This is a genomic window from Janthinobacterium sp. 64 (assembly GCF_002813325.1).
In the GTDB taxonomy this organism is placed as follows: domain Bacteria; phylum Pseudomonadota; class Gammaproteobacteria; order Burkholderiales; family Burkholderiaceae_D; genus Janthinobacterium.
The window spans coordinates 4,781,203-4,803,475 of the sequence record NZ_PHUG01000001.1 but is presented as its reverse complement, the minus strand read 5'-3'; the positions used below and the strand labels follow the sequence as shown (position 1 = coordinate 4,803,475).

20 protein-coding genes are annotated in these 22,273 nt (G+C 62.7%); 13 read left to right on the top strand and 7 right to left on the bottom strand.

The window, feature by feature from the left end; genetic code table 11:
- Positions 1-48: 48 nt before the first annotated feature.
- From CLU91_RS21200 to CLU91_RS21175, 6 genes are all read left to right on the top strand, one after another.
- Positions 49-1,506, top strand: a complete 1,458-nt coding sequence (locus tag CLU91_RS21200) for an aminotransferase-like domain-containing protein (protein ID WP_100875705.1) — start codon at positions 49-51, stop codon at positions 1,504-1,506.
- A gap of 10 nt (positions 1,507-1,516) precedes the next feature.
- Positions 1,517-2,194 (top strand): TetR/AcrR family transcriptional regulator, encoded by a 678-nt coding sequence (locus CLU91_RS21195; protein WP_100875704.1) that lies wholly within the window; start codon positions 1,517-1,519, stop codon positions 2,192-2,194.
- Between the two features lie 91 nt (positions 2,195-2,285).
- On the top strand, positions 2,286-2,801 hold the full coding sequence (locus tag CLU91_RS21190) for a hypothetical protein (protein WP_096233963.1): 516 nt from the start codon (positions 2,286-2,288) through the stop codon (positions 2,799-2,801).
- 137 nt (positions 2,802-2,938) lie between these two features.
- On the top strand, positions 2,939-3,208 hold the full coding sequence (locus CLU91_RS21185; RefSeq protein WP_100875703.1) for a hypothetical protein: 270 nt from the start codon (positions 2,939-2,941) through the stop codon (positions 3,206-3,208).
- A gap of 160 nt (positions 3,209-3,368) precedes the next feature.
- Positions 3,369-3,791, top strand: coding sequence for a VOC family protein (locus CLU91_RS21180; RefSeq protein ID WP_100875702.1), 423 nt, complete (start codon positions 3,369-3,371; stop codon positions 3,789-3,791).
- A gap of 11 nt (positions 3,792-3,802) precedes the next feature.
- Positions 3,803-4,966, top strand: coding sequence for a dipeptidase (locus CLU91_RS21175; protein ID WP_100875701.1), 1,164 nt, complete (start codon positions 3,803-3,805; stop codon positions 4,964-4,966).
- Here CLU91_RS21175 and CLU91_RS21170 read toward each other — a convergent pair.
- The 7 genes from CLU91_RS21170 to xapA all read right to left on the bottom strand — a co-directional run bounded on the left by CLU91_RS21170 (position 4,963) and on the right by xapA (position 13,585).
- Positions 4,963-6,174: a nucleoside deaminase gene (locus CLU91_RS21170; RefSeq protein ID WP_100875700.1), complete on the bottom strand. Its 1,212-nt coding sequence runs from the start codon at positions 6,172-6,174 to the stop codon at positions 4,963-4,965. The genes CLU91_RS21175 and CLU91_RS21170 overlap by 4 nt on opposite strands.
- A gap of 19 nt (positions 6,175-6,193) precedes the next feature.
- Positions 6,194-6,601, bottom strand: a complete 408-nt coding sequence (locus CLU91_RS21165) for a cytidine deaminase (RefSeq protein ID WP_100875699.1) — start codon at positions 6,599-6,601, stop codon at positions 6,194-6,196.
- An 82-nt stretch (positions 6,602-6,683) separates the two neighbouring features.
- Positions 6,684-8,006, bottom strand: a complete 1,323-nt coding sequence (gene deoA / locus CLU91_RS21160) for a thymidine phosphorylase (RefSeq protein WP_100875698.1) — start codon at positions 8,004-8,006, stop codon at positions 6,684-6,686.
- Positions 8,007-8,082: 76 nt separating this feature from the next.
- The gene (locus CLU91_RS21155) at positions 8,083-10,464 is read right to left on the bottom strand and encodes an aldehyde dehydrogenase family protein (RefSeq protein WP_442906578.1); all 2,382 of its coding nucleotides are present in this window, start codon (positions 10,462-10,464) and stop codon (positions 8,083-8,085) included.
- 12 nt (positions 10,465-10,476) lie between these two features.
- Complete coding sequence (gene deoC / locus CLU91_RS21150; RefSeq protein WP_046685481.1) at positions 10,477-11,436, bottom strand: deoxyribose-phosphate aldolase; 960 nt, start codon at positions 11,434-11,436, stop codon at positions 10,477-10,479.
- Positions 11,433-12,626, bottom strand: a complete 1,194-nt coding sequence (locus CLU91_RS21145) for a phosphopentomutase (protein ID WP_096233956.1) — start codon at positions 12,624-12,626, stop codon at positions 11,433-11,435. Before CLU91_RS21145 ends, deoC begins: the two co-directional genes overlap by 4 nt.
- Before the next feature lie 119 nt (positions 12,627-12,745).
- Positions 12,746-13,585, bottom strand: coding sequence for a xanthosine phosphorylase (xapA, locus tag CLU91_RS21140; RefSeq protein WP_099760536.1), 840 nt, complete (start codon positions 13,583-13,585; stop codon positions 12,746-12,748).
- 362 nt (positions 13,586-13,947) lie between these two features.
- Between xapA and CLU91_RS21135 the strand changes: the two genes are divergently transcribed.
- From CLU91_RS21135 to CLU91_RS21105, 7 genes are all read left to right on the top strand, one after another.
- The gene (locus tag CLU91_RS21135; RefSeq protein ID WP_100876842.1) at positions 13,948-15,105 is read left to right on the top strand and encodes a carbohydrate kinase; all 1,158 of its coding nucleotides are present in this window, start codon (positions 13,948-13,950) and stop codon (positions 15,103-15,105) included.
- Position 15,106: 1 nt separating this feature from the next.
- On the top strand, positions 15,107-16,036 hold the full coding sequence (locus CLU91_RS21130) for a pseudouridine-5'-phosphate glycosidase (protein WP_100875696.1): 930 nt from the start codon (positions 15,107-15,109) through the stop codon (positions 16,034-16,036).
- Positions 16,037-16,121: 85 nt separating this feature from the next.
- Complete coding sequence (locus tag CLU91_RS21125; protein ID WP_100875695.1) at positions 16,122-17,024, top strand: LysR family transcriptional regulator; 903 nt, start codon at positions 16,122-16,124, stop codon at positions 17,022-17,024.
- 384 nt (positions 17,025-17,408) lie between these two features.
- On the top strand, positions 17,409-18,404 hold the full coding sequence (locus tag CLU91_RS21120; RefSeq protein ID WP_100875694.1) for a BMP family lipoprotein: 996 nt from the start codon (positions 17,409-17,411) through the stop codon (positions 18,402-18,404).
- A gap of 81 nt (positions 18,405-18,485) precedes the next feature.
- Positions 18,486-20,015, top strand: coding sequence for an ABC transporter ATP-binding protein (locus tag CLU91_RS21115; protein WP_100875693.1), 1,530 nt, complete (start codon positions 18,486-18,488; stop codon positions 20,013-20,015).
- Entirely contained in the window at positions 20,012-21,091 is a 1,080-nt protein-coding gene (locus CLU91_RS21110; protein ID WP_034754518.1) for an ABC transporter permease, read from the top strand. Before CLU91_RS21115 ends, CLU91_RS21110 begins: the two co-directional genes overlap by 4 nt.
- Positions 21,092-21,095: 4 nt before the next feature.
- Positions 21,096-22,067, top strand: a complete 972-nt coding sequence (locus CLU91_RS21105; protein WP_086145100.1) for an ABC transporter permease — start codon at positions 21,096-21,098, stop codon at positions 22,065-22,067.
- Positions 22,068-22,273: the final 206 nt, after the last annotated feature.

The following is a 22,273-nucleotide window of genomic DNA, read 5'->3' as shown; positions in this document are numbered from 1 at the left end:
GGTCGAAAAACCACTACAGTTTTGTGCAAGGCAGCATAAGGAGCCACCGTGAAGCACAGCGACAGCACAGACGATGCCCCCGAGCGAGCAAGCGGCTGGCCCGTGCTGGACATCGACCGTCAGAAAAAGGGCGGCCTCGTCGAGCAGATCGTCATCGCCATCAGCGTCATGGTGGGCAGCCGCGCCCTGCGTATCGGCACGCGCATGCCGTCCGTGCGCCAGTTCGCCCGCTGCAATGGCGTATCGACGTTTACCGTCGTCGAATCGTATGACCGCCTGGTCAACCTGGGCTTGCTGTCGTCGCGGCGCGGCTCCGGCTATTTCGTCGCGCGCCACGATATCGCCGCTACACCGCAGAGTACCGTACACGCGGGTCCCACCGCCATCGACGCGCTCACGCCGGACCTGTATTCGGGCGTGTCCGACGCCCTGCCCGTGGGCGCCGGGTGGCTGCCGCCCGAGATGTATGGCGAGGCGACCGTGCTCGATGCCGTGCGTCAGGCCATGCGCATTCCCGCCAGCCGATTGCGCGGCTACGGCCACCCGCTCGGCTTTCCCTCGCTGCGCCAGCACCTGGCCACCAGCCTGACGGAAGAGCTGTTCCAGGTGGAGCCGGACCAGGTCTTGCTGACGCACGGCGCCACGCATGCTTTTGACCTGATCCTGCGCAGCCTGACCAAGCCAGGCGACACGGTGCTGGTGGAAGACCCCGGCTACAGCAATCTGCAATCGCTGATCCGCCACCACGGCTGCATCCCCGTCGGCATTGCGCGCAGCGAGGCGGGCCTCGATCTCGATGCGCTGGCCGTTGAAGCGGCGCGCACGCAACCGAAGCTCATGTTCGTCAACACGGTGCTGCAAAATCCGCTCGGCACATCGCTCAGCCAGGCGCAAACGCACCGTCTGCTGGCGCTGGCCGAGCAATTCGATTTCTGGCTGGTGGAAGACGATATCTACCGCGAACTGGCGGCGCGCGGCGAAGCATCGCTGGCGGCCATGGATGGCTTGCGCCGCGTGATCCGCGTGGGCAGTTTTTCCAAGACCCTGTCGCCGGTGCTGCGCGTGGGGTCGATTTGCGCCTCGCCGTCGCTGGTGGCCGAACTGGTGCGCGTGAAAATGCTGGCCGGACTGACGACGTCGGAAATCAACGAGCGCGCCGTCTACCACGCCGTGTCCGCGCGGCCCTACAAGCGCATGGTGGAACGGCTGGTGGCGCAGCTCGATGCGGCCCGCGAGCGCAGCATCGACTGCCTGGCGCAAACGGGCATGGCGCCCGTGGCGCGACCGCGCGGCGGCATGTTCGTCAGCGCCGGCTGGCCCACTATCCAGACGCCGGAATGGAATGGCAAGGTCATCGCCGACATGGCTTTGAAGGCGGGCATCCTGCTGTCGCCGAACGAATTTTTCATGCTGCGCGCGCCCGAGACGGTGTGGTTCCGCTTCAACGTGGCCTACACCGATACCCCCGTGCTGCAAGCCTTCCTGCAATCGATACGCCCACGCTAAAGAATCCGCCATGGCCAGCGACAAATCCCCTGCCCTTCCCGTGAAAAATGCCGGCGGCCGGCGCCTGCAAAACCGCGATCGCCTGGAAGCGGACATCCTGGAGCAAGCCGTGCGCGCATTCGCAGAAAGCGGCTATGAAGGCGCGTCGATCGCCACCATCGCCGAGCGGGCCGGCCTGTCGAAGCAAAACCTGATGTATTACTTTCCGTCCAAGCAGCTGCTGTACCAGCGCGTGCTCGACGACGTGCTCGACGACTGGCTGGCACGCATGGAATCGCTGGCCAATGAACACGACGAACCGCGCGACGTGCTGCGCGCGTACATCGGCGCCAAGCTGCGTTTTTCACGCGAACAGCCGTGGGCTTCGCGCGTGTATGCGCTGGAAGTGATCAATGGCGCGCCCCTGTACGGCGCGCAGATACGCGACCGGGTCGTGCCCCTGCTGCGCAAGGATATCGCCGTCTTCGAAGAATGGATCGCGCAAGGCCGGATCGCCGCCGTGAACGCCACGCACCTGATGTTTGCCATCTGGGCCATGACGCAATCGTATGCGGATTTTTCGGCGCAGATGGCCCTGGTGCTGGATCGCAAGCAGCTCACGCGCAAGGATTACGAAGATGCCGAAATCCTGCTCACGCACATGGTGCAGGCGGCCATCGCCCTGCCCGCGGCAATACCCGGCGCATGATGAAATTTCCAAGGAACAATCTGGCAGTGATAGCATGGCGCGCTGGAGCGTTTGCAATCGCGGCGCCATAGCGACAGGATAAGGAACAGGCATGAAACAATGGTCATCGGCGCGCACCGCGTCATTGCTGGGCAAGGTCGCCTGCGCGGCGCTGCTGGCACTGGCATCCACGGCACAGGCGCAGACAGTGGGCATGATAGACAATCAGCCGCTGAGCGAAACCTGGCTCAATGCGGGCTTTTATTCGTATCACTTTCAGCGCGACAAGAACCTGAACGACAGCAATCCGGGCCTGGGCGCCGAATACCGCTTTTCCACGGTTGCGTCGGTCACGGCCGGCCGCTTCTACAATAGCGACCGCGCCTACTCGAACTACCTGGGCGTGTACTACCAGCCGATCAAGGTGGGCCCGCTGCGCATCGGCGCCGTCGTTGGCGGCTTCAGCGGCTATCCGAAGATGCGCGATGGCGGCTGGTTTCCGGCCCTGGTCCCCACCATCAGCTATGAATACCAGCGCGTGGGCGTGAATATCGCCATCGTGCCGTCCTACAAGGACCGCCTGTATGGCGCGCTCAGTTTCCAGCTGAAACTCAAGGTGTTTGAATAGCCGTTTGTCCCGGTTTGTTGCCGTTTGGTCCACCATTCCTGCCATTCGTCGCATACGTGATGCCCGGCAGCAAGGTTTTGCCTATAGTGGACTCATCGCCAGCCTGCATACGGCAGCGGCAACCACAGGAGAACGGCATGAAAGACATCAATTCGGCACCGGGCAGCACATCCTTCAGCGCTTTCTGGAGCGAACTGTGCGCTTACGCGCACCAAGGCATGGCCGCCCTGCGCGCCATGTCCTGGCCCATGCTGCTGGCGTGCTGCCTGGGCCTGGCGTTCCTGATCACCATCTTGCCACTGGCCATCATGCTGTTTGCCCTCGTCATGCTGCTGAGATGGGCAAGCAACAGCGACGATACAGGCACGGACACGAAGGCAGCGAACTCTTCGCAGTCACCGCAATAAAAATTTGCGTCGTGGCAAGAGTGCAATGATGGTTCTATGGCACTATGAGTGCGCGCAGCATTGACGGGCATCAAACCCATTCCGATGGAAGGTTTGGAGACGGAACGCTACGCTGAATAGACGATCAAAGCTACTCCCCCTCAGCCATAGGAGTTTTCTGATGACCACGACAGCAAAAGCTACAACCGGCACGACCATTCCCTGCCTGCGCTACCGCGACGCGCCCACCGCCATCGAATGGCTATGCAAGGCGCTCGGTTTTGAAAAACAACTGATCGTGCCTGACGGCAACGGTGGGGTCGCCCACGCGCAACTGAGCTTCGGCAACGGCATGGTCATGGTGGCGCCGGCCCTCGACAGCGACTATGGCCGCCTGATGAAACTTCCCGGCGACATCGGCGGCGCCAACACGCAAAACTGCTACCTGGTCGTCAGCGATGCCGATGCCGTCTACCGCAGCGCGCGTGAAGCCGGCGCCGAGATCGTGCTCGACATCAAGGATGAAGATTACGGCGGACGGGGCTTTACCTGCCGCGACCCGGAAGGCCATATCTGGAGCCTGGGCACCTACGACCCATGGTAAAACGGAGAACAATGATTATCAGTACCCTCGCCGCCGCCAGCCTCGCGCTGGTTGGCGGTTTCCTGTCCGCTCCCGTCCTCGTCGACGAGCACCTCAACCGTGTCCACCCGCCGTCCGGCAAGGCGCCATCGGCAGCCACTACGGCCCTGCACCAGAGCCTGTGGATCGCCGACCTGCACGCCGACAGCCTGCTGTGGCAACGCAATCTGAACCGCGACAGCCAGCGCGGGCATGTCGACTTCCCCCGCCTGCAGCGGGCCAACGTGGCGCTGCAAGCGTTTTCCGTCGTCACCAAGACGCCGCGCAAGATGAATATCGAGCGCAATGGCAGCGACACGGACAACATCACGGCCCTGGTCGTGGCGCAAGGCTTGCCGCCCGCCACCTGGAACAGCCTGCTGGCGCGCGCCACTTACCAGGCTAACGAGCTGCGCCAGCAAGCAGCCAGGAGCGATGGCAAAGTGCGCGTGATCGGCAGCCGCGCCCAGCTGCGCAGCTTCATCGCCGCGCGCGAACAGGATCCCGCCCTGCTGGCCGGCTGGCTGACACTGGAAGGCGCGCACGCGCTCGAAGGCAAGCTGGACAATCTCGATACCTTGTACCGGGCCGGCTACCGCATGGCCGCGCCCACGCATTTCTTCGACACGGAACTGTCCGGCTCCCAGCACGGCCTGAAAAAAGGCGGCCTGACGCCGCTGGGCAAGCAATGGCTGCGCGCCATGGAAGAGCGCAAGATGATCGTCGACCTGGCGCATGCCTCGCCGGCCACCATCGACGACGTATTGACGATGGCGAAACGCCCCGTGATGGTGTCGCACACGGGCGTGCGCGGCACCTGCGCCAACGGCCGCAACCTCAGCGACGCACAATTGAAACGCATCGCCGCCCAGGGCGGCCTGGTGGGCATCGGTTTCTGGAATACGGCCGTCTGCGGCAAGGACGTCGCGTCCATCGCGCGCGCCATCAAGTACACGGTAAAACTGATCGGCGCCGACCACGTGGCCTATGGCTCGGACTTCGACGGCGCCGTCACCACGGCCATCGATGCGACGGGCTTGCCGCGATTGACGCAGGCGCTGCTCGACGCGGGCCTGTCGGAGGCGCAAGTTCGCCGCGTGGCGGGCGAAAACGTGCGCGACTTTTTACTCAAGAACCTGCCCGACGACGACGCCTAGCCCAGTGCGCTGATCAACGCCTGGTGCGCCACCTGGCGCGGCCGGATGCGTATCAGCTTGCGGTACAGCGGCGGCATGGCGTCGCACAGCGCCAGCAGCGCGTCTTGCGCCATGGCGGGGCGCACGTACTGGAATTGTGCGGGATTATTCTCCGGCAGCGCGCCTTCCATGGTCGAACCATAGGCGCCCAGGGTCATGAAACTGGCGGCGCTGTCGTCCGGGCCGATGGCCAGCACGAAGGTGCCGTGCTTGGGATGGCCCAGGTAGCTTTTGATTTCTTCCTGCCGCGCAGGATCGGCGCTCGCCATCAATTCAAAGCGCAGCTGCGCATACTGGCGCGTGCACTCCATGAACGGCGTGCGGATGGCCGATTCGCTCAACTTGCCCGGCATGCACAGCAGCAGGTTGCCGAAGGAATCGAGCAAGGCGGCAGCGTCGCCCTGGCCGCCATCGCGCGCATCCTGCTCCATGGCCGCCTGCAGGAACGGTGCCAGGCCCGCGTCGGGCGCATGCGGCGCGCAACGGTAAGTCAGTGCATCGGGATAGCGGCGGCGCAAGGCGCGCACCACGGCATGCTCGGACGGCAAGGTGGCCGGATCGCGCAAGGGCACGTCGTCGCCCGCGTTCAGCAACTGCATCACCTGCGCCGATGTCGCTTCGAACACGAGCGAGCACAGTGCCTGCGTCGCCTCGTGGATGCTCTTGCCGATGAAAAAAGATTTGGGCGCGGCGCCGGACGGCAGGCGTGCATACTCGGTGGCGCCGCGCACGGCCGGGTAGCAAAAGCTGCGGCCAGCCTGCGCCTGCAGCGGCGCCGGCAAGGTCGTGAACGTGGCGCTGCCATCGTAATTGATGCCTGCCTTGACGTCCGGCGCGGCCACCACCACGTTGAAGCCGGCCGCCAGAATCGCCCCCGTGCACATGCAGCACGGGTCGAGCGAGGTGACGATGGTCAGTTCCCCCGGCGGCGGCAAGGACGTGCCCTTGGCCCGTTCGGCAAAATACCAGTCCACCAGCTGGCGCTCGCCATGCGCCGTGGGATCGAACACCAGGCCCTGGCGCACGACGTTGTTGTGCATCGATTGCAGCACGTTGCCGGCGCCGTCGAGCAGCACGCCGCCCACGCCGAAGGTGCCCTGCGTCTTCGCTGCCATGGCTTCGGCCGCGGCGATCGCCACGGCGGCCTGGATGTCGATCGTCTTGTTCAAGCTGGTGCCATTGCCTAAGTTACTTCATGTCCAGGTCGGAATTGCCGAAGCCGTGCGGCAGCAGCCAGCCCGCCGTCACTTCCATGACATCGTTTTTCAGGTTCGTCAGGATGACCGGCAGGTCGGCACCGCCCATCTCGAAGATCACCTGGCGACAGGCGCCGCATGGCGAAATCGGTTCAGCCGTGTCGCCCGTGACGGCCAATTTGGCGAAGTCGCCCGGTTTACAGCCATGCGCGATGGAGCTGAAAAACGCCGTGCGTTCGGCGCAGTTGCACAGGCCATACGCGGCGTTTTCCACGTTACAGCCACGGAAGACGCGGCCATCCTTGCACAGCAATGCCGCGCCCACCTTGAAACGCGAATATGGCGCATACGCCAGTTCGCGGCCGGCATTGGCTTCGGCGATCAGTTCTTGGTTGTTCATTTAATTTTCTTTTCAACCCCAGCAGCAGATGCCGGGGTCGTACCCTGAGGGTACGACCCCGGCATCTGCTGCTGGGTTTAGTTTAAGGTCGTATCGTACGGTAAATCACCGGATTGCCCGCCAGCGCCACCGCGCTGATGGCATACGCTTGCTGGATTTCCTTGACGGCTTGCTGCGCTGCCGCTTGCGTGCGCGCGTGCACCATGGCCAGCGGCTGGCCGACGGCCACTTGCTCGCCCAGGCCCACGAGGTCCGTCAGGCCGACGGCGAAATCGATGCTGTCGGTCGGACGGCGGCGGCCACCGCCCAGGGCCACCACGGCCAGGCCGATGGCGCGGCAATCGCGCACGTTGGCAAAACCGGCCGACAGCGCCGGTGCCGGCACGATGACTGGCGCTGTTTCCAGGTGCTTGTCCGGATGCTCGACGATATCCGCCGGGCCGCCCAGCGCGGACACCATGCGCGAGAAACGCTCGGCCGCTGCGCCCGAATCGAGGGCCGCCGTCAATTTCACGCGCGCGTCCTCTTCGGTGGCAGCCAGGCCGCCCAGCACCAGCATCTCGGCGCACAGCGACAACGTGACTTCGTGCAGGCGCGCGGGACGCGAACGGCCCGTCAGGTAATCCATGGCGCCGCGTACTTCCAGCGCATTGCCCGCGTACGGCGCCAGCGACTCGTTCATGTCCGTCAGAATCGCCGACGTCTGCATGCCCGCGCCATTGCCGACGGCGACGATGCTCTCGGCCAGTTCCACCGATTTGTCGTAGGTCGGCATGAAGGCGCCGCTACCCACTTTCACGTCCATCACCAGCGCGTCCAGCCCGGCCGACAGTTTCTTCGACAGGATGGAGCCGGTGATCATGGCCACCGATTCCACCGTGGCGGTGACGTCGCGGATGCTGTAGAAACGCTTGTCGGCCGGCGCCAGCTGTGCCGTCTGGCCGATGATGGCCACGCCAACTTCCTTGACCACCTTGCGGAACAGTGCATTGTCCGGCACCGTGCAATAGCCGGGGATGGCGTCGAACTTGTCCAGGGTGCCGCCCGTGTGACCCAGGCCGCGGCCCGAGATCATCGGCACGTAGCCGCCGCACGCGGCGACCATGGGGCCCAGCAACAGGGAGACGACGTCGCCCACGCCGCCCGTCGAATGCTTGTCGACGACAGGACCAGGCAGGTTCAGCGCGCGCCAGTCCAACACCTGGCCGGAATCGCGCATGGCCAGGGTAAATGCGACGCGCTCGTCCATGTTCATGTCGTTGAAATAGACGGCCATGCCCAGCGCCGCGATCTGGCCTTCGCTGACGCTGCCGTCAGTGATGCCGCGCACGAAAAACTGGATTTCCTCGGCGCTCAGCACGCCCTTGTCGCGCTTTTTTCGGATGATTTCCTGGGTTAAAAACATGGTTTAACTCCGATCATAATAAATTTGGGGTCAGTCCCTACGGTTCTGACCCCAGCTTTGCAACGCTAGTTGCTTATCAGACGCCGTAAGGAATCCACACGTTTTTCACTTGCGACGCATGCGCCAGCACGGCGCGGCCACCGCTTTGCGCGGCGCTGTACCAGTCGCGGCCTTTGGCGCCACCGACCCAGGTGCGCTTCAGGGTAGCGGCCGACAGGCGCTCGACTTCCGCGCAACCGTCAAGCGAGCCGTCATGGCGCCAGACGGCGTCGATGTCGGCGTGCGTGGCCAGGGTGCGCGCCAGTTCATCGGCGTTACCGCTGATGATGTTGACGACGCCGCCCGGCAGGTCGGACGTATCGAACACCTGGTACAGGTCCAGCGCGGAAAGTGGATGCGCTTCCGACGGTACCACCACCACGCGGTTGCCCAGCGCGATGGCCGGGGCGACGAGCGAAACGAAGCCAAGCAAAGGCGCTTCGTTCGGGCAGACGATGCCGATCACGCCGACCGCTTCGTTCAGCGCCACGGTGATGCCCTTGGTGGGCGGCTGGTGCGCCAAGCCGTCGTATTTGTCGGCCCAGGCGGCGTAGTAGAACAGGCGTTCGATCGATGCCTGCACTTCCTTCTCGGGATTTTTATTGCCCGTCATGGCGGCGATGCGGGCGGCGAATTCGTCGGCGCGCGCAGCGAGGTTTTCGGCGATGTAGTACAGCACTTGCGCGCGGTTGTGCGCCGTGGCGCTGGTCCAGCCGGACGCTTTATGCGCCGCTTCGACGGCGTTGCGGATATCCTTGCGGCTGCCCACGCCCACTTCGGCCAGCAAGGCGCCATTCGCGCCGAACACAGGTGCGCTGTAGGCGCTGTCAGGGCGCGCCTGCTTGCCGCCGATGTACATCTTGGCCGTGCGGTCGATGGCGAACGGATCGGCTGGCGCCGGCTTCGCGTTGCTCTTGGCTTTCGCTTCGACCACCGGCAGGGCCGGACGCGCATCTTCGGCCAGGGCCGTCATGTATTCCAGCATGCCTTCGCGGCCACCTTCGCGGCCGAAGCCCGATTCGCGGTAGCCGCCGAAGCCACACGCGGCATCGAACTGGTTGGCGCTGTTGATCCACACCACGCCAGCCTTGATGGCGGGCGCGATATCGAGGGCCAGGCTGATCGACTCGGTCCACACGCTGGCGGCCAGGCCGTACACCGTGTTGTTCGCCAGCTGCACCGCTTCTGGCGGCGTGCGGAAGCTCATGGCCACGAGCACGGGGCCAAAGATTTCAGCCTGCGCCACGGCGGCCGAGGTCGACGCGCCCGTGATCAGGGTCGGCGGGAACCAAGAACCGTCAGCCGGTAATTCACACGCCGGTTGCCACACGTCGCAGCCTTCGGCGCGGGCCGAGTCGACCAGCGCGGCGATGCGCTGGCGCTGCACGGGGTCAACCAGTGCGCCCACGTCCATCGACTTGTCCAGCGGCGAGCCGAGGCGCAGGTTTTGCATGCGCGCGCGCACCTTGTTCAGGAAGCGCTCCTGGATCGATTCCTGCACCAGCAGGCGCGATCCGGCGCAGCACACTTGTCCCTGGTTGAACCAGATCGAATCGACCAGGCCTTCCACGGCGCCATCCAGGTCCGCGTCTTCAAAGACGATGAACGGCGACTTGCCGCCCAATTCGAGGGACAGCTTCTTGCCGCTGCCGGCCGTCGCTATGCGGATCAAACGGCCCACTTCGGTGGAACCCGTAAACGCGATCTTGTCGACGCCAGGATGGTTGACGATGGCAGAACCCACACGGCCGTCACCGGTGACGATGTTGACCACGCCGGCCGGCACGCCCGCCTGCACGCACAATTCGGCGAACAGCATGGCGGTGAGCGAGGTGAATTCGGCCGGCTTGAAGACCACCGTGTTACCGGCCGCCAGGGCCGGGGCGATTTTCCACGACAGCATCAGCAGGGGGAAATTCCACGGCACGATCTGCCCCACCACGCCCACGGCGCGGTAGTCGGCAAATTCTTCCGATTGCAGCTGCGCCCAGCCAGCGTGATGATAGAAATGGCGCGCGGCCAGCGGCAGGTCGATATCGCGCGTTTCGCGGATGGTCTTGCCGTTGTCCAGGGTTTCGAGCACGGCGAACAGGCGCGCATGCTTTTGCAGCAAACGGGCCAGCGCGTACATGACTTTCGCTCGGCCGTGGCCGCCCATGCCCTGCCAGACGGGCAGCGCGCGGCGCGCCGCTGCCACGGCGCGTTCGACGTCCGCGTCGGTCGCTTGCGTCAGTTCGGCCAGTTGCGTGCCGTCGGCCGGATTGGTCGAGGCGAACAGTTCGGCCGGCGCGCTCCAGGCATTGTCGATGAACAAACCGAATGTGCGCTGGTGGCCGTCGAGCCACGCTTGTGCTTCTTTTTGACTTTCGGGAGCAGGGCCGTAGTCCATAGTAGTGAGAATCTCGTTAATTGTAGTCATGACGAATGTGCTTTAAGGTTGTGCGTGACGATGATTGGCCGAGTAGCTGCCGGTGACGTAGTGCTCGAGCTGGCGCTCGATGTCGGTCAGCAGGCTGGAAGCGCCGATGCGGAACAGGTGCGGCTGCAGCCATTCGTTGCCCAATTCTTCCTTCATCAGGGTCAGGTATTGCAGCGCGCTCTTGGCCGAACTGACGCCGCCGGCCGGCTTGAAGCCCACCTGGAAGCCCGTCTGCTCGTGGTATTCGCGGATCGTGCGCACCATCGTCAGGGCCACGGGAATGGTGGCGTTCACGCCCTCCTTGCCGGTGGAAGTCTTGATGAAATCGGCGCCGGCCATCATGCAGACCCACGACGCCTTGGCCACGTTTTCCATGGTCAGCAAGTCGCCCGTGGCGAGAATCGCCTTCACGTGGGCTTCGCCGCACGCCTTGCGGTAAGCGAGCATTTCGTCGTACAGCACTTGCCAGTTGCCGTTCAGGACGTGCTGGCGCGTGATGACGATATCGATCTCGGAAGCACCGGCGGCGACCGACAGTTCGATCTCGCGCAGCTTCGTTTCCATGCTCGTCAGGCCGGCCGGGAAACCGGTCGACACGGCGGCGATGGGCAAGCGGCCCTGAATAACTTTCACGGCAGGCTGGATCATCTCGTGGTACACGCACACGGCGCCGGTGCTCAGTTCAGTCAGGCCCAGTGCATCCATCAGGTCGGCGCGCAGCGGGCGCATGGCCTTCATGCACAGGCGTTCCACGCGGCCCGGCGTATCGTCGCCGCCCAGGGTGGTCAGGTCGATCATCTGGATGGCTTTCACCAGCCAGGCGGCCTGGTATTCCTTTTTCACCGTACGGCGGTTCGCCAGGCTGGCCGCGCGGCGGTCCGTCGCGGCGCGGTTGACGCGGATCTGGTTGATCCAGCCCAGGTCGAGGCCAACGGCCTCGTTACGCTTGAATTCGGGGTGCATGAGTGTCATAACAAGCTGGTTCCATTAGCAAGTGGTGGTACGCCAAGGTGTTTGGCGAGGGTTTGGCCAATATCGGAGAAGGTCTCGGAAATACCCAGCGCGCGCGGGGCGACGCCGGGGCCGAAGAAGATCATCGGTATGTGTTCGCGGGTGTGGTCGGAGCCGTGCCAGGTCGGGTCGCAGCCATGGTCGGCGGTGATCACGACCAGGTCGCCTTCCTTGAGCTTGGCCATGAATTCCGGCAGGCGACCATCCATTTCGCGCAGCGCGTCGGCATAGCCCTCGACGTTGCGGCGGTGGCCGAAAGCCTGGTCGAAATCGACGAAGTTCACGAAGGTGAGCGACTTGTCCTGCACTTCATCGGCCGTCTTCAACAGCGCTTCGAACAGCGCCATGTTGTCGACGCCCTTGACGACCCTGGAAATACCCTGGGTGGCGAAAATGTCGCTGATCTTGCCCAGGCCGACGACTTCGCCGCCCGCATCCTTGACGTGGTCGAGCAGGGTCTTGCTTGGCGGCGCCACCGCATAGTCGTGACGGTTCGACGTGCGCGTGTAGTTGCCGTTGCTGCCCGTGAACGGGCGGGCGATGACGCGGCCGATGTTGTACGGTTCGACCAGCTTGAAGGCCATTTCGCACACTGCGTACAGGCGTTCGAGGCCGAACGATTCTTCGTGCGCGGCGATCTGCATCACCGAGTCGCCCGAGGTATAGATGATCAGCTTGCCGGTGGCGACGTGCTCGTCGCCATGCTTGTTGATGATGTCCGTGCCCGAGGCATGGCAGTCGCCGAGGAAACCGGGCACGCCCGACAGGGCTTTGAGTTTGTCGGTCAGGTCGGCGGGGAACGACGGCGTGGTGCGGGGAAAATATCCCCAGTCGAATTCGACGGGCACGCCGGCGATTTCCCAGTGGCCGCTCTGCGTGTCCTTGCCGGTGGAGCGCTCGCGCGCCGCGCCGTAGGCACCGGTAAAGCCGTCGCGCTGGTCGAAGCCCGTGGCCCATTCGCCGCTGGCCAGGTGGGCGGCGGCGCCCAGTCCCAGGCGTTCCATGTTCGGGAGTTTCAAGGTCTTGCCGCTTTTGGCGACAGTGCTGGCAATGTGGCCAAAGGTATTGGCACCTGCGTCGCCATACTTGGCGGCGTCTGGCGTCGCGCCAAGGCCGAAGGAATCAAGCAGGAGGATAAATGCGCGTGACATGATAAGGCTCGCTTTATGGAGTGATGCAAAGATGATGCGGACAGTGTAGGCCGGATTTTCCAGGCCTGCCGCGCGGCAGCGCCGGTGGCCGGCGCGCCGCTACTGCGTAAAAAAAGTGCTTAGGCTTGCGGCGTAGCCGATACGGTCGCCAGGAAAGCCAGGATCAGCTTGACCAGGTCTTTTGCACCGATGGCCGCGTATTTCAAGGTTTGTTCGTGCGACAGGGCGAATGGCGACATGCCTTCGGCCAGATTGGTGATGACGGATACGCCCACCACTTTCAGGTCGCAATGACGGGCCGAGACCACTTCCGGCACCACCGACATGCCGACCGTGTCGGCACCCAGGCGGGCCATCATGCGGATTTCGGCGGCCGTTTCGAAGTTCGGGCCAGGGTAGGCGACGAACACGCCTTCGTGCAGGGTGATGCCGTTGGCGGCTGCCGTGTCCTTGACCAGGTTGCGCAGATCGGCATCGTAGGCGTTGGCCATGCTGAAGAAGCGCGGGCCGAAGCGGTCGTCGTTCGGGCCGACCATCGGCGTGCCTGGCAGCAGGTTGATATGGTCGCTGATGGCCACCAGGCTGCCGGCGTCCACTTCAGGGCGCAGGGAACCGGCAGCGTTGGTGACGAACAGCATTTCGCAGCCCAGCAGCTTCAGGGTGCGGATGGCGCTCGTCATCACGCCCATGCCATAGCCTTCATAGAAGTGGCCACGGCCCTTCATGCAGACGACGGCGACGCCCGACAGGGTGCCGATCACCAGTTCGCCGGCATGGCCGTGCACGGTGCTGATCGGGAAGCCTGGCAATTCGTCAAAGCTGATGCTGACGGCGTCCGTCATCTGCTCGGCCAACACGCCCAGGCCGGAGCCGAGGATCATCGCCACGCGCGGCTTGAAATTTTCAGGAGCGCGGGCACGGATGATTTCGGCGGCGTGGAAAGGGGTGTTGTTCGACATGGTTATCCTCTGATTGACTAATGATGATGGTTGCAGCCTGCGCGGCAGTGCAAGATGCTGCGGCCCAGGTATCGGGTATGTATGGTGTTACAGGTATATCGAAATGCGTATTGCCACTATTTGCCGCCACTATGCATCAAACGGAATATGTATGGCAAATACCATTTTTCTTGCCCATTTATACAATTCAAATATAAATGGCCGATATTATAGTCGAGGCTAGCCCAAGCCCGCCATGCCCGGGAAATGCATGCATACAAGCTCCATACGAAGGTTTTTCATGCAGGCTTGACACAGGCTTGACACTGCAAAGACAAATGTTTACAGTTTCGGACAAATGTTTAAACGTCAGCGAAAACCCTGTGACCGATACCAATAAAAAAGACCAGCTGTACACGCTGATCCGCAACAACCCCTTCATCTCGCAGCAAGACCTGGCGAGCGAACTGGGCTTGTCGCGCTCGGCCGTCGCCGGCCACATCGCCGGCCTGATCCGCGAGCGGCGCCTGCTGGGGCGCGCCTATGTGCTGCCCGACAGCCGCCCCGTGCTATGCATAGGCGCCGCCAACCTCGACCGCAAGATGCGCACCCTGGCGACCTTACAGATGGGCACCTCGAATCCCGTGCGCTCGGAAGAAGTGTTTGGCGGCGTCGGCCGCAACATCGCGGAAAACCTGGCCCGCCTGGCGATTCCCGTGGCCCTGCTGACGGCGCTGGGCGACGATGCGGCCGGTCACGCGCTGCAGACGCACGCGGAAGACGCGGGCATCGACATGCGCGGCAGCCTGCATCTGAGCAATACCAGCAGCGGCACTTATACGGCCGTGCTCGACGAACATGGCGAAATGTTGCTGGCGATGGCCAATATGCAACTCTACGAACAGCTGACCCCGGCCTTTCTGCACAGCCGCCAGCCGCAGCGCGCCGCCGCCGCCCTCACCGTCTGCGACCTGAACCTGGGCCACGACAGCGTGCAGGCCCTGCTGGCCGATGCGCGCCAGGATGCGGCGCACGCGACGCCGCTCGTCATCGTCGCCGTCTCGCAGCCGAAGATGGCGCACTTGCCGCAAGACCTGACGGGCTTGCATCTGCTGATCCTCAACCGGGGCGAACTGGAAACGCGCGTGGCGCGGGCCCTGCCCACGGCGGCGGACCTGCGCGCCGCCTGCCGCGAAGTGCAGCGCCAGGGCGCGCGCCAGGTGGTCGTCACCTGCGGCAGCGAAGGCGTGTATTTCACGGACGGCGACAGCCTGGACGCGCCCATCGTCCACCTGGCCGCGCGCGAAGTGGACGCCGTCGACGTGACGGGCGCCGGCGACGCGTTTTCCGCCGCCGTCTGCTGGTCGCTGTACCACGACAGCAGCGATTTGAAACTGGCATGCCGGCGCGGCCTGAAGCTGGCCGCCATGACCTTGGAATCGGCCGCCACCGTCTCGCCCCAGATTTCCGCCGGCGCACTCGACAACATCGACGACGCCGATCTGGCGCCGCCCCCACCTACCCTCTTTCAACAGGACTGACATGACCCAATTACAGAATTTCCTCTTGTTCTCGCAAGAAGTGCTCGACGCGCGCGCCGCCGGCAAGGCCATCGTGGCGCTGGAATCGACCATCATTTCGCACGGCATGCCGTATCCGCAAAACGTGGAAATGGCGCGCGAAGTGGAGCAGATCATCCGTGATGGCGGCGCAGTGCCGGCCACCATCGCCATCATCGGCGGCAAGATCTGCGTGGGCCTGTCGCCCGAACAGCTGGAATTGCTGGGCACCTCGCCCGACGCCATGAAGGTCAGCCGCCGCGACTTGCCGTACGTCTTGTCGCAAGGCAAGCTGGGCGCCACCACCGTGGCCGCCACCATGATCTGCGCGGAACTGGCCGGCATTTCCGTGTTCGTCACGGGTGGCATCGGCGGCGTGCACCGCGGCGCGGAAACGAGCTTCGATATTTCCGCCGACTTGCAGGAACTGGCGCAAACGTCGGTCGCCGTCGTCTGCGCGGGCGTCAAATCCATCCTCGACATCGGCCTGACCCTGGAATACCTGGAAACCCACGGCGTGCCCGTCATCAGCGTGGGCCAGGAAGGTTTCCCCGCCTTCTTTACGCGCGAAAGCGGCTTCAAGGCCGATTTCCGCCTCGATACGGCCGCCGAACAGGCCGCCTTCATCGGCACGAAATGGCAGCTGGGCTTGAAAGGCGGCGTGATCGTCAGCAACCCGGTGCCGGCCGCGCAAGCGATGCCCAAGGAAGAGATCGATGCCATCACCACGCAAGCGCTGCAGGAAGCGGACGCGGGCGGCGTGAAGGGCAAGCAAGTCACGCCATTCCTGTTGTCGCGCATCAAGCAACTGACGGACGGCCGCAGCCTGGCGACGAATATCGCGCTGGTCAAGCACAATGCCCAAGTCGGTACGGCACTGGCCATTGCCATGCAGGCAGTCGTGGCACGATAATAGGACCGCTGTAAAGAAAGCGCGCGCACCTTCACGGGTTCGCGCGCCGTTCCATCGCCTAGCACCACGCAACGCCAAGGAAAGCATGTCCATCGATCTGAAACAGTTAAAGTATTTTCTTGCCGTTGCCGAGGAGAAAAGCTTCAGCCGCGCCGCCGAGCGCCTGCATATCTCGCAGCCGCCGTTGAGCCAGCAGATCATGAAACTGGAAAGCGAACTGGGCGTACGCCTGTTTGCGCGCACCACGCGCACGTTCGAGCTGACCGTGGCGGGCAAGGCACTGATGAATGAAGCGGCCGAACTGCTGGCCAAGATGCGCATGACCATCGACACCATCCGCCAGATCGACCGTGGCGAAGTGGGCCGCTTGCGCGTTGGCATCGTCGGCTCGGCCATGTGGGGCCCCATCCCCAGCCTGCTGGAAGAATTCCAGACCAAATTTCCCCGCGTCAGCTGGACCATCCATGAATTCGGTCCCACGGTGCAATACGAAGCCTTGCGCGCCAAACAGATCGACGTGGGTTTCTGGCGCGAACCGAAACTCAATGACGACGACTTGCGTCACGACAACCTGCGCCAGGAACTGTGCTTTCGCGAAAACGTCTGCGTGGCCGTCAACGAACACCATCCGCTGGCGAAAAACACGTCCATCGAGCTGATCGACATCGCCCATGAGCCCATGCTCACCCTGAACCTCGACAAATCCGCGTTTCCCCGCTACCTGGTGCAATGCTGCATCAATGCCGGTTTCGAACCCGTGATTTTCCAGGAAGCGAGCGAACCGCAGACCCTGCTGGCCATGGTGGGTGCGGGCCTGGGCGTGACCCTGGTGCCGGAAACGACGAGCCGCATCGGCTGGCCCGGCGTGGTCTTCCTGCCGATCAAGACCAATCCACCATCGGCCAATCTGTACATCAGCTACACCACGCTGGACGACGCTCCCGTCGTGCGGGCCTTTTTGAATATCATCAATCCCCCATCAGCCTGACACCAGCGCCTATTTATATGCGCCGCATATAAATACATAAACAAAAACGTATTTGTCATACATATCTGGCATGATGCATAGTGATCCGGACGCCCATCGCGGCGCCGGTTCCGTGCTTGCCGTGCCCGTCCACTGACGGCGCATCCCAGCCTGCTCCGGCAACCGCATTCGATGTTGTACCCATAAAAGAGACGGGGCGCGACTGTTGCATGAGCATTACACTGACGGCATGAAAGCACACGAGGCTAGCAATGATCTTGTGCAATACAGTGCAATGTTGATAAGGAAGTATCAGCTCGTGCATCAAAAACAGGCTAAATCGGCCCCAAATTATATGTTTCACCTATAAAAAATATACAATATCGATCTTCCAGGAGCCAATTCATGAAACTTACACAATTTAGTTTGACGATCGCAGCCGTATTCCTGACTGCTCAAGCGTCCGCGGCTACCCCAAAACTGGGTGTCGTGTATGACGCGGGCGGCAAGTTCGACAAGTCGTTCAACCAATCCGCTTTCGAAGGTGCCTCGCGCTTCAAAAAAGACACGGGCATTTCCTTCATCGAAGTGCAGGCATCGAGCGATACGCAAGCCGAGCAAGTCATGCGCGGCCTGGCCCGCAAGAAACTCGACATGATCGCCGCCATCGGCTTTGCGCAAACGCAAGCCGTGCAAAAAGTCGCCAAAGAATTCCCGAACGTGAAATTCGTGCTGATCGACGGCCAGGCCGCCGGCAACAACGTCAATTCCGTCGTCTTCAAGGAAGAAGAAGGCTCCTATCTGGTGGGCGTGGCGGCAGCCATGGCCAGCAAGAGCAAGAAAGTCGGCTTCATCGGCGGCATCGATATCCCCCTGATCCGCAACTTCGCCTGCGGCTACGCGCAAGGCGTCAAGGCCATCAATCCGAAAGCGGAAATCACGCAAAACATGGTCGGCACCACGTCCGGCGCCTGGAATGACCCGGCCAAGGGTGGCGAACTGGCCCGCTCGCAATTCGAGCGCGGCGTCGATGTCGTCTTCGCCGTGGCCGGCGGCAGCGGCATGGGTACCCTGCAAATGGCCAAGGAAAAAGGCAAGCTGGCCATCGGCGTCGATTCGAACCAGAATGGTTTGTACCCGGGCAGCATCTTGACTTCGATGGTCAAGCGCGTCGACAACACGGTGTATGACAGCTTCATGGAAGTCAAGAACGGCACCTGGAAGGGTGGCGTCAGCTATAAAGGCTTGAAAGAAGGCGGCGTGGATTGGGCGCTCGACGCCAACAACCGCAAGTTGATTACGCCGGAAATCGAAAAGCGCGTGTTGGGAGCGCGTAAGGACATTATCGATGGCAAGATCAAAGTGATCGATTACCGCGTCGGCAGCAGCTGCCCGGTTTAATTTTTCTCCGTATCTTCTAGCGCGCCGCCGGGGCCTGTCTCCGCGCGGCGCGTTTCCATGAAACTATCCAGTTATGAACCTATGCAGCCAGCAGTAGAATTTCGCAGCATTTCCAAGCAGTTTGGACATGTGAAGGCGAACGCCGACGTCAGTTTCTCCATCGCCAAGGGCAGCATCCATGGCCTGGTGGGGGAAAATGGCGCCGGCAAATCGACCTTGATGAGCATCCTGTACGGGTATTACCGTGCCGACGGCGGAGAAATCTTGCTCGACGGAAAAGTACAGCCTATCCGCAACAGCCAGGAAGCGATCAATCTCGGCATCGGCATGGTGCACCAGCATTTCATGCTGGTCGAGAACTTCACCGTCCTCGACAATATCATGCTGGGCACGGAAGGCGGTTTTCGCCTGGCCAGCCACCGCACGGAAGCGGAAGCCAAGCTGCGCGACATTTGCGCGCGCTACCGCCTCGACGTCGACCCGCTGGCGAAGATCGAAGACCTCTCCGTCGGGGCGCAGCAGCGCGTGGAAATCCTCAAGCAGATTTACCGCAGCGCCAACATCCTGATCCTCGACGAGCCGACGGCCGTCCTGACGGCCCAGGAAACGGCATCGCTGTTTGAAATCCTGCGCCTGTTCAAGGAGCAAGGCAAGACCATCATCCTGATCACGCACAAGCTGCAAGAGATTCTGGAAATCACCGACAACGTCACCGTCATGCGCGGCGGCACGGTGGTGGGCGCCGTGGCCACCGCCGGCACGTCGAAAGAGGAACTGGCCAACATGATGGTGGGCCGCCCCATCCAGAGCCACTTGCCGCGCGCGCCGTACAATCCGGGCGCCACGGTGCTGGAAGTGGACGGCCTGCAACTGGCCGACGCGCAACAGGTCAAGCTGCTGGCCGACATCGGCTTCAACTTGCGCGCCGGCGAAATCGTCGCCATCGCGGGCGTGTCCGGCAATGGCCAGAGCGAACTGCTGGAAATTTTGTCCGGCATGCGCTTGCCGACGTCGGGCAAGCTGCGCTTCCTGGACCAGGACTTGCCGTTTGCCAAACGCACTGACGCCGACGGCTTGCCGCTGGCCTTCCGCGAGCTGGGCATCGCCCACATTCCGGAAGACCGCTTGCGCGATGGCGTGGTAAAGAATTTCTCCGTCATGCAAAACACCATCCTCGGTTACCAGGACCGCCTGAAAAACCGCTGGGGACTGTTCAACTTCAAGGCCATCGGCGCCCGCTGCGCGGAACTGCTGAAGACCTTCGACGTGCGCCCGGCCAATCCTGACCTGCGCATCGGTTTATTGTCAGGCGGTAACCAGCAAAAGGTGGTCATCGCGCGCGAAGTGCTGGCCAAGCCGAAACTGATGCTGGTGGGCCAGCCCACGCGCGGCGTCGATATCGGCACCATCGAAAGCATCCATACGCAATTGCTGGCCCTGCGCGACGCGGGCGTGGCGATCCTGCTGGTGTCCGTCGAACTGGAAGAAGTGCGGGCGCTGGCCGACCGCATTCTCGTCATGTGTGGCGGACGCATCACCGGCGAACTGAAAATTGAAGAATTCGATACCACCCGCATCGGTCTGTTGATGGGGGGAATGCATAAATCATGAATAACGACTTGCCACGCTGGGCGACAGCCTTTGTCATGCCCATGTTAAACCTGCTGTCGGCCTTGCTGGTCGCAGCCCTGGTGATTTATATGCTGGGCGAAGACCCGGCCGAATCGCTGTCCATCCTCGTCCACAGCGCCATCCTCAATCCGGAAGGCTTGAGCTACACGCTGTTCTACGCCAGCACCTTCATTTTCACGGGCCTGTCGGTCTCCGTGGCGATGCAGGCCGGGCTGTTCAATATCGGTTCCGAAGGCCAGATGTATATCGGTGGCCTGGGCTTGACGGTGGCCATGCTGGCCTTCGACCAGACCCTGCCCGCCTGGCTATTGATTCCTGCCGCCATGATCGGTGCAGCCCTGTTCGGCGCGCTGTGGGGCTTCTTGCCCGGCTACCTGCAAGCCAAGCGCGGCAGCCACATCGTGGTGACCACCATCATGTTCAACTTCATCGCCGCCAGCCTGATGAACTTCATCATCGTAAAGTACCTGATTCCGCCGGGCGAGCAGAACACGGCCAGCCGCGTGTTTGCGGAAAGCGGTGAAATGCCGCGCCTCTCCACCTGGTTCCCCTCACTGGGCGACACGCCGCTGAACATCAGTTTTATTCTGGCGATCGCCGCGCTGGTGATCTATGGCGTGATGGTCTGGCGCTCGTCGTGGGGTTTCAAGCTGCGCGCCACGGGCCTGAACAAGCACGCGGCCCACTATGCGGGCGTGTCGATCAGCAAGATGATCATCATCGTCATGCTGATCTCCGGCGCGCTGGCGGGCCTCGGCTCCGTCAATTCCATCATGGGTTCGACGCATTATCTGTCGCTCAATTTTGTGGGTGGCGCCGGCTTCATCGGCATCGCCATCGCCCTGATGGGCCGCCAGCATCCGGTCGGCATTTTCCTGTCGGCCGTGCTGTTCGGCGCGCTGATACAGGGCGGTTTTGATTTGTCGCTGGAAAAACCGAATATCCCGACGGAAACGTTCATTTTCATCCAGGGCTTGATCATCCTGTTCTGCGGCGCCATGGAAAACTTCTACGCACCGGCCATTTCCGCCCTGCTCAAGCGCACCAAAGGCTAACACCATGACACTCGACGACTTTCATTTCGCCAGCATCCTGGTATCGACCGTGCGCAATGCGCCGGTCCTGATCTTTGCCGCCATGGCCGGCCTGTTCGCCGAACGCAGCGGCATGATCGACATCGGCCTGGAAGGCAAGATCCTGGCCAGCGCCTTCGCTTCCGCCGCCGTGGCCTACACGACGCAAAACCCGTATTACGGCATGGCCGCCGGCATGCTCGTCTGCGTCGCCCTGGCCCTGCTGCAGGCCTACGTCAGCATCACGCAAAAGGGCAACCAGCTGGTGGCCGGCATGGCGATCAACATCGCCATGAGCGGACTGACCTTTGTTCTGGCGCAATTTTTCTTCCAGCAAGGCGGCCGCACGCCCGACCTCGGTTCGGCGCGGCTGTTCGACGTCGTCTTGCCGGGCACGCAGTACGTGGAGCATATCCCCTTCATCGGCTGGGTCTACGCCCACCTGATCGGCGGCCATTCCATACTCGTCTACGTGGCCTTCCTCTTGATCCCGCTCGTGCACTGGCTGCTGTACCACACGCGCTTCGGCCTGCGCCTGCGCGCCTGCGGCGAAAACCCGCATGCGGCCGACTCGGCCGGCGTGAGCGTGGAAGCGACGCGCTACCTGGCCATGCTCGTGGCCGGCATCCTGTGTTCGTTCTCGGGCGCCTATCTTGCCATCGTGCAAAGCGGCTTCTTCCTGCGCGACATGTCGGCCGGCGCCGGCTACCTGGCCCTGACGGCCATGGTGTTCGGCAACTGGCGCCCCGTCTACACCTTCCTCGGCTGTCTGATGTTCGGCTTCTTCGCCGCCATCCAGATCCAGATCGAAGGCGTGGACTTGCCCGTCGTGGGCCGCATCCCCGGCTCCTTGATCCAGATGGTGCCGTATGTCGTTACCGTGATCGTGCTGGCTGGGCTGATGGCCAAGTCTATTGCCCCGAAAGCCATCGGCATCCCCTTTGTAAAGTCTCGTTAAGTCTGACTTGGCCTGATACGAAAGCGAAGCCCGCGGGCTTCGCTTTTTTACGCCTGAAGAATTGCGTCCAGCGAGAAAAATACGGGTAATCCTAGGCCCCGCGCCACGGCCACCATCTGGTCGGCCCCGCCAGACGCACCGCCTACCCTCAGCACCGCATCGCAGTGGCTCAATAAACGCGTCGCATGTGCGTGGAACAGGTCTTC

Excerpts from the sequence above, each read along its gene's own strand:
- CLU91_RS21195 (WP_100875704.1), top strand. The coding sequence starts at position 1,517 with ATGGCCAGCGACAAATCCCCTGCCCTTCCCGTGAAAAATGCCGGCGGC.
- CLU91_RS21190 (WP_096233963.1), top strand. The coding sequence starts at position 2,286 with ATGAAACAATGGTCATCGGCGCGCACCGCGTCATTGCTGGGCAAGGTC.
- CLU91_RS21185 (WP_100875703.1), top strand. The coding sequence starts at position 2,939 with ATGAAAGACATCAATTCGGCACCGGGCAGCACATCCTTCAGCGCTTTC.
- CLU91_RS21180 (WP_100875702.1), top strand. The coding sequence starts at position 3,369 with ATGACCACGACAGCAAAAGCTACAACCGGCACGACCATTCCCTGCCTG.
- CLU91_RS21175 (WP_100875701.1), top strand. The coding sequence starts at position 3,803 with ATGATTATCAGTACCCTCGCCGCCGCCAGCCTCGCGCTGGTTGGCGGT.
- CLU91_RS21165 (WP_100875699.1), bottom strand. The coding sequence starts at position 6,601 with ATGAACAACCAAGAACTGATCGCCGAAGCCAATGCCGGCCGCGAACTG.
- deoA (WP_100875698.1), bottom strand. The coding sequence starts at position 8,006 with ATGTTTTTAACCCAGGAAATCATCCGAAAAAAGCGCGACAAGGGCGTG.
- CLU91_RS21155 (WP_442906578.1), bottom strand. The coding sequence starts at position 10,464 with ATGACTACAATTAACGAGATTCTCACTACTATGGACTACGGCCCTGCT.
- deoC (WP_046685481.1), bottom strand. The coding sequence starts at position 11,436 with ATGACACTCATGCACCCCGAATTCAAGCGTAACGAGGCCGTTGGCCTC.
- CLU91_RS21145 (WP_096233956.1), bottom strand. The coding sequence starts at position 12,626 with ATGTCACGCGCATTTATCCTCCTGCTTGATTCCTTCGGCCTTGGCGCG.
- xapA (WP_099760536.1), bottom strand. The coding sequence starts at position 13,585 with ATGTCGAACAACACCCCTTTCCACGCCGCCGAAATCATCCGTGCCCGC.
- CLU91_RS21130 (WP_100875696.1), top strand. The coding sequence starts at position 15,107 with ATGACCCAATTACAGAATTTCCTCTTGTTCTCGCAAGAAGTGCTCGAC.
- CLU91_RS21125 (WP_100875695.1), top strand. The coding sequence starts at position 16,122 with ATGTCCATCGATCTGAAACAGTTAAAGTATTTTCTTGCCGTTGCCGAG.
- CLU91_RS21120 (WP_100875694.1), top strand. The coding sequence starts at position 17,409 with ATGAAACTTACACAATTTAGTTTGACGATCGCAGCCGTATTCCTGACT.
- CLU91_RS21115 (WP_100875693.1), top strand. The coding sequence starts at position 18,486 with ATGCAGCCAGCAGTAGAATTTCGCAGCATTTCCAAGCAGTTTGGACAT.
- CLU91_RS21110 (WP_034754518.1), top strand. The coding sequence starts at position 20,012 with ATGAATAACGACTTGCCACGCTGGGCGACAGCCTTTGTCATGCCCATG.
- CLU91_RS21105 (WP_086145100.1), top strand. The coding sequence starts at position 21,096 with ATGACACTCGACGACTTTCATTTCGCCAGCATCCTGGTATCGACCGTG.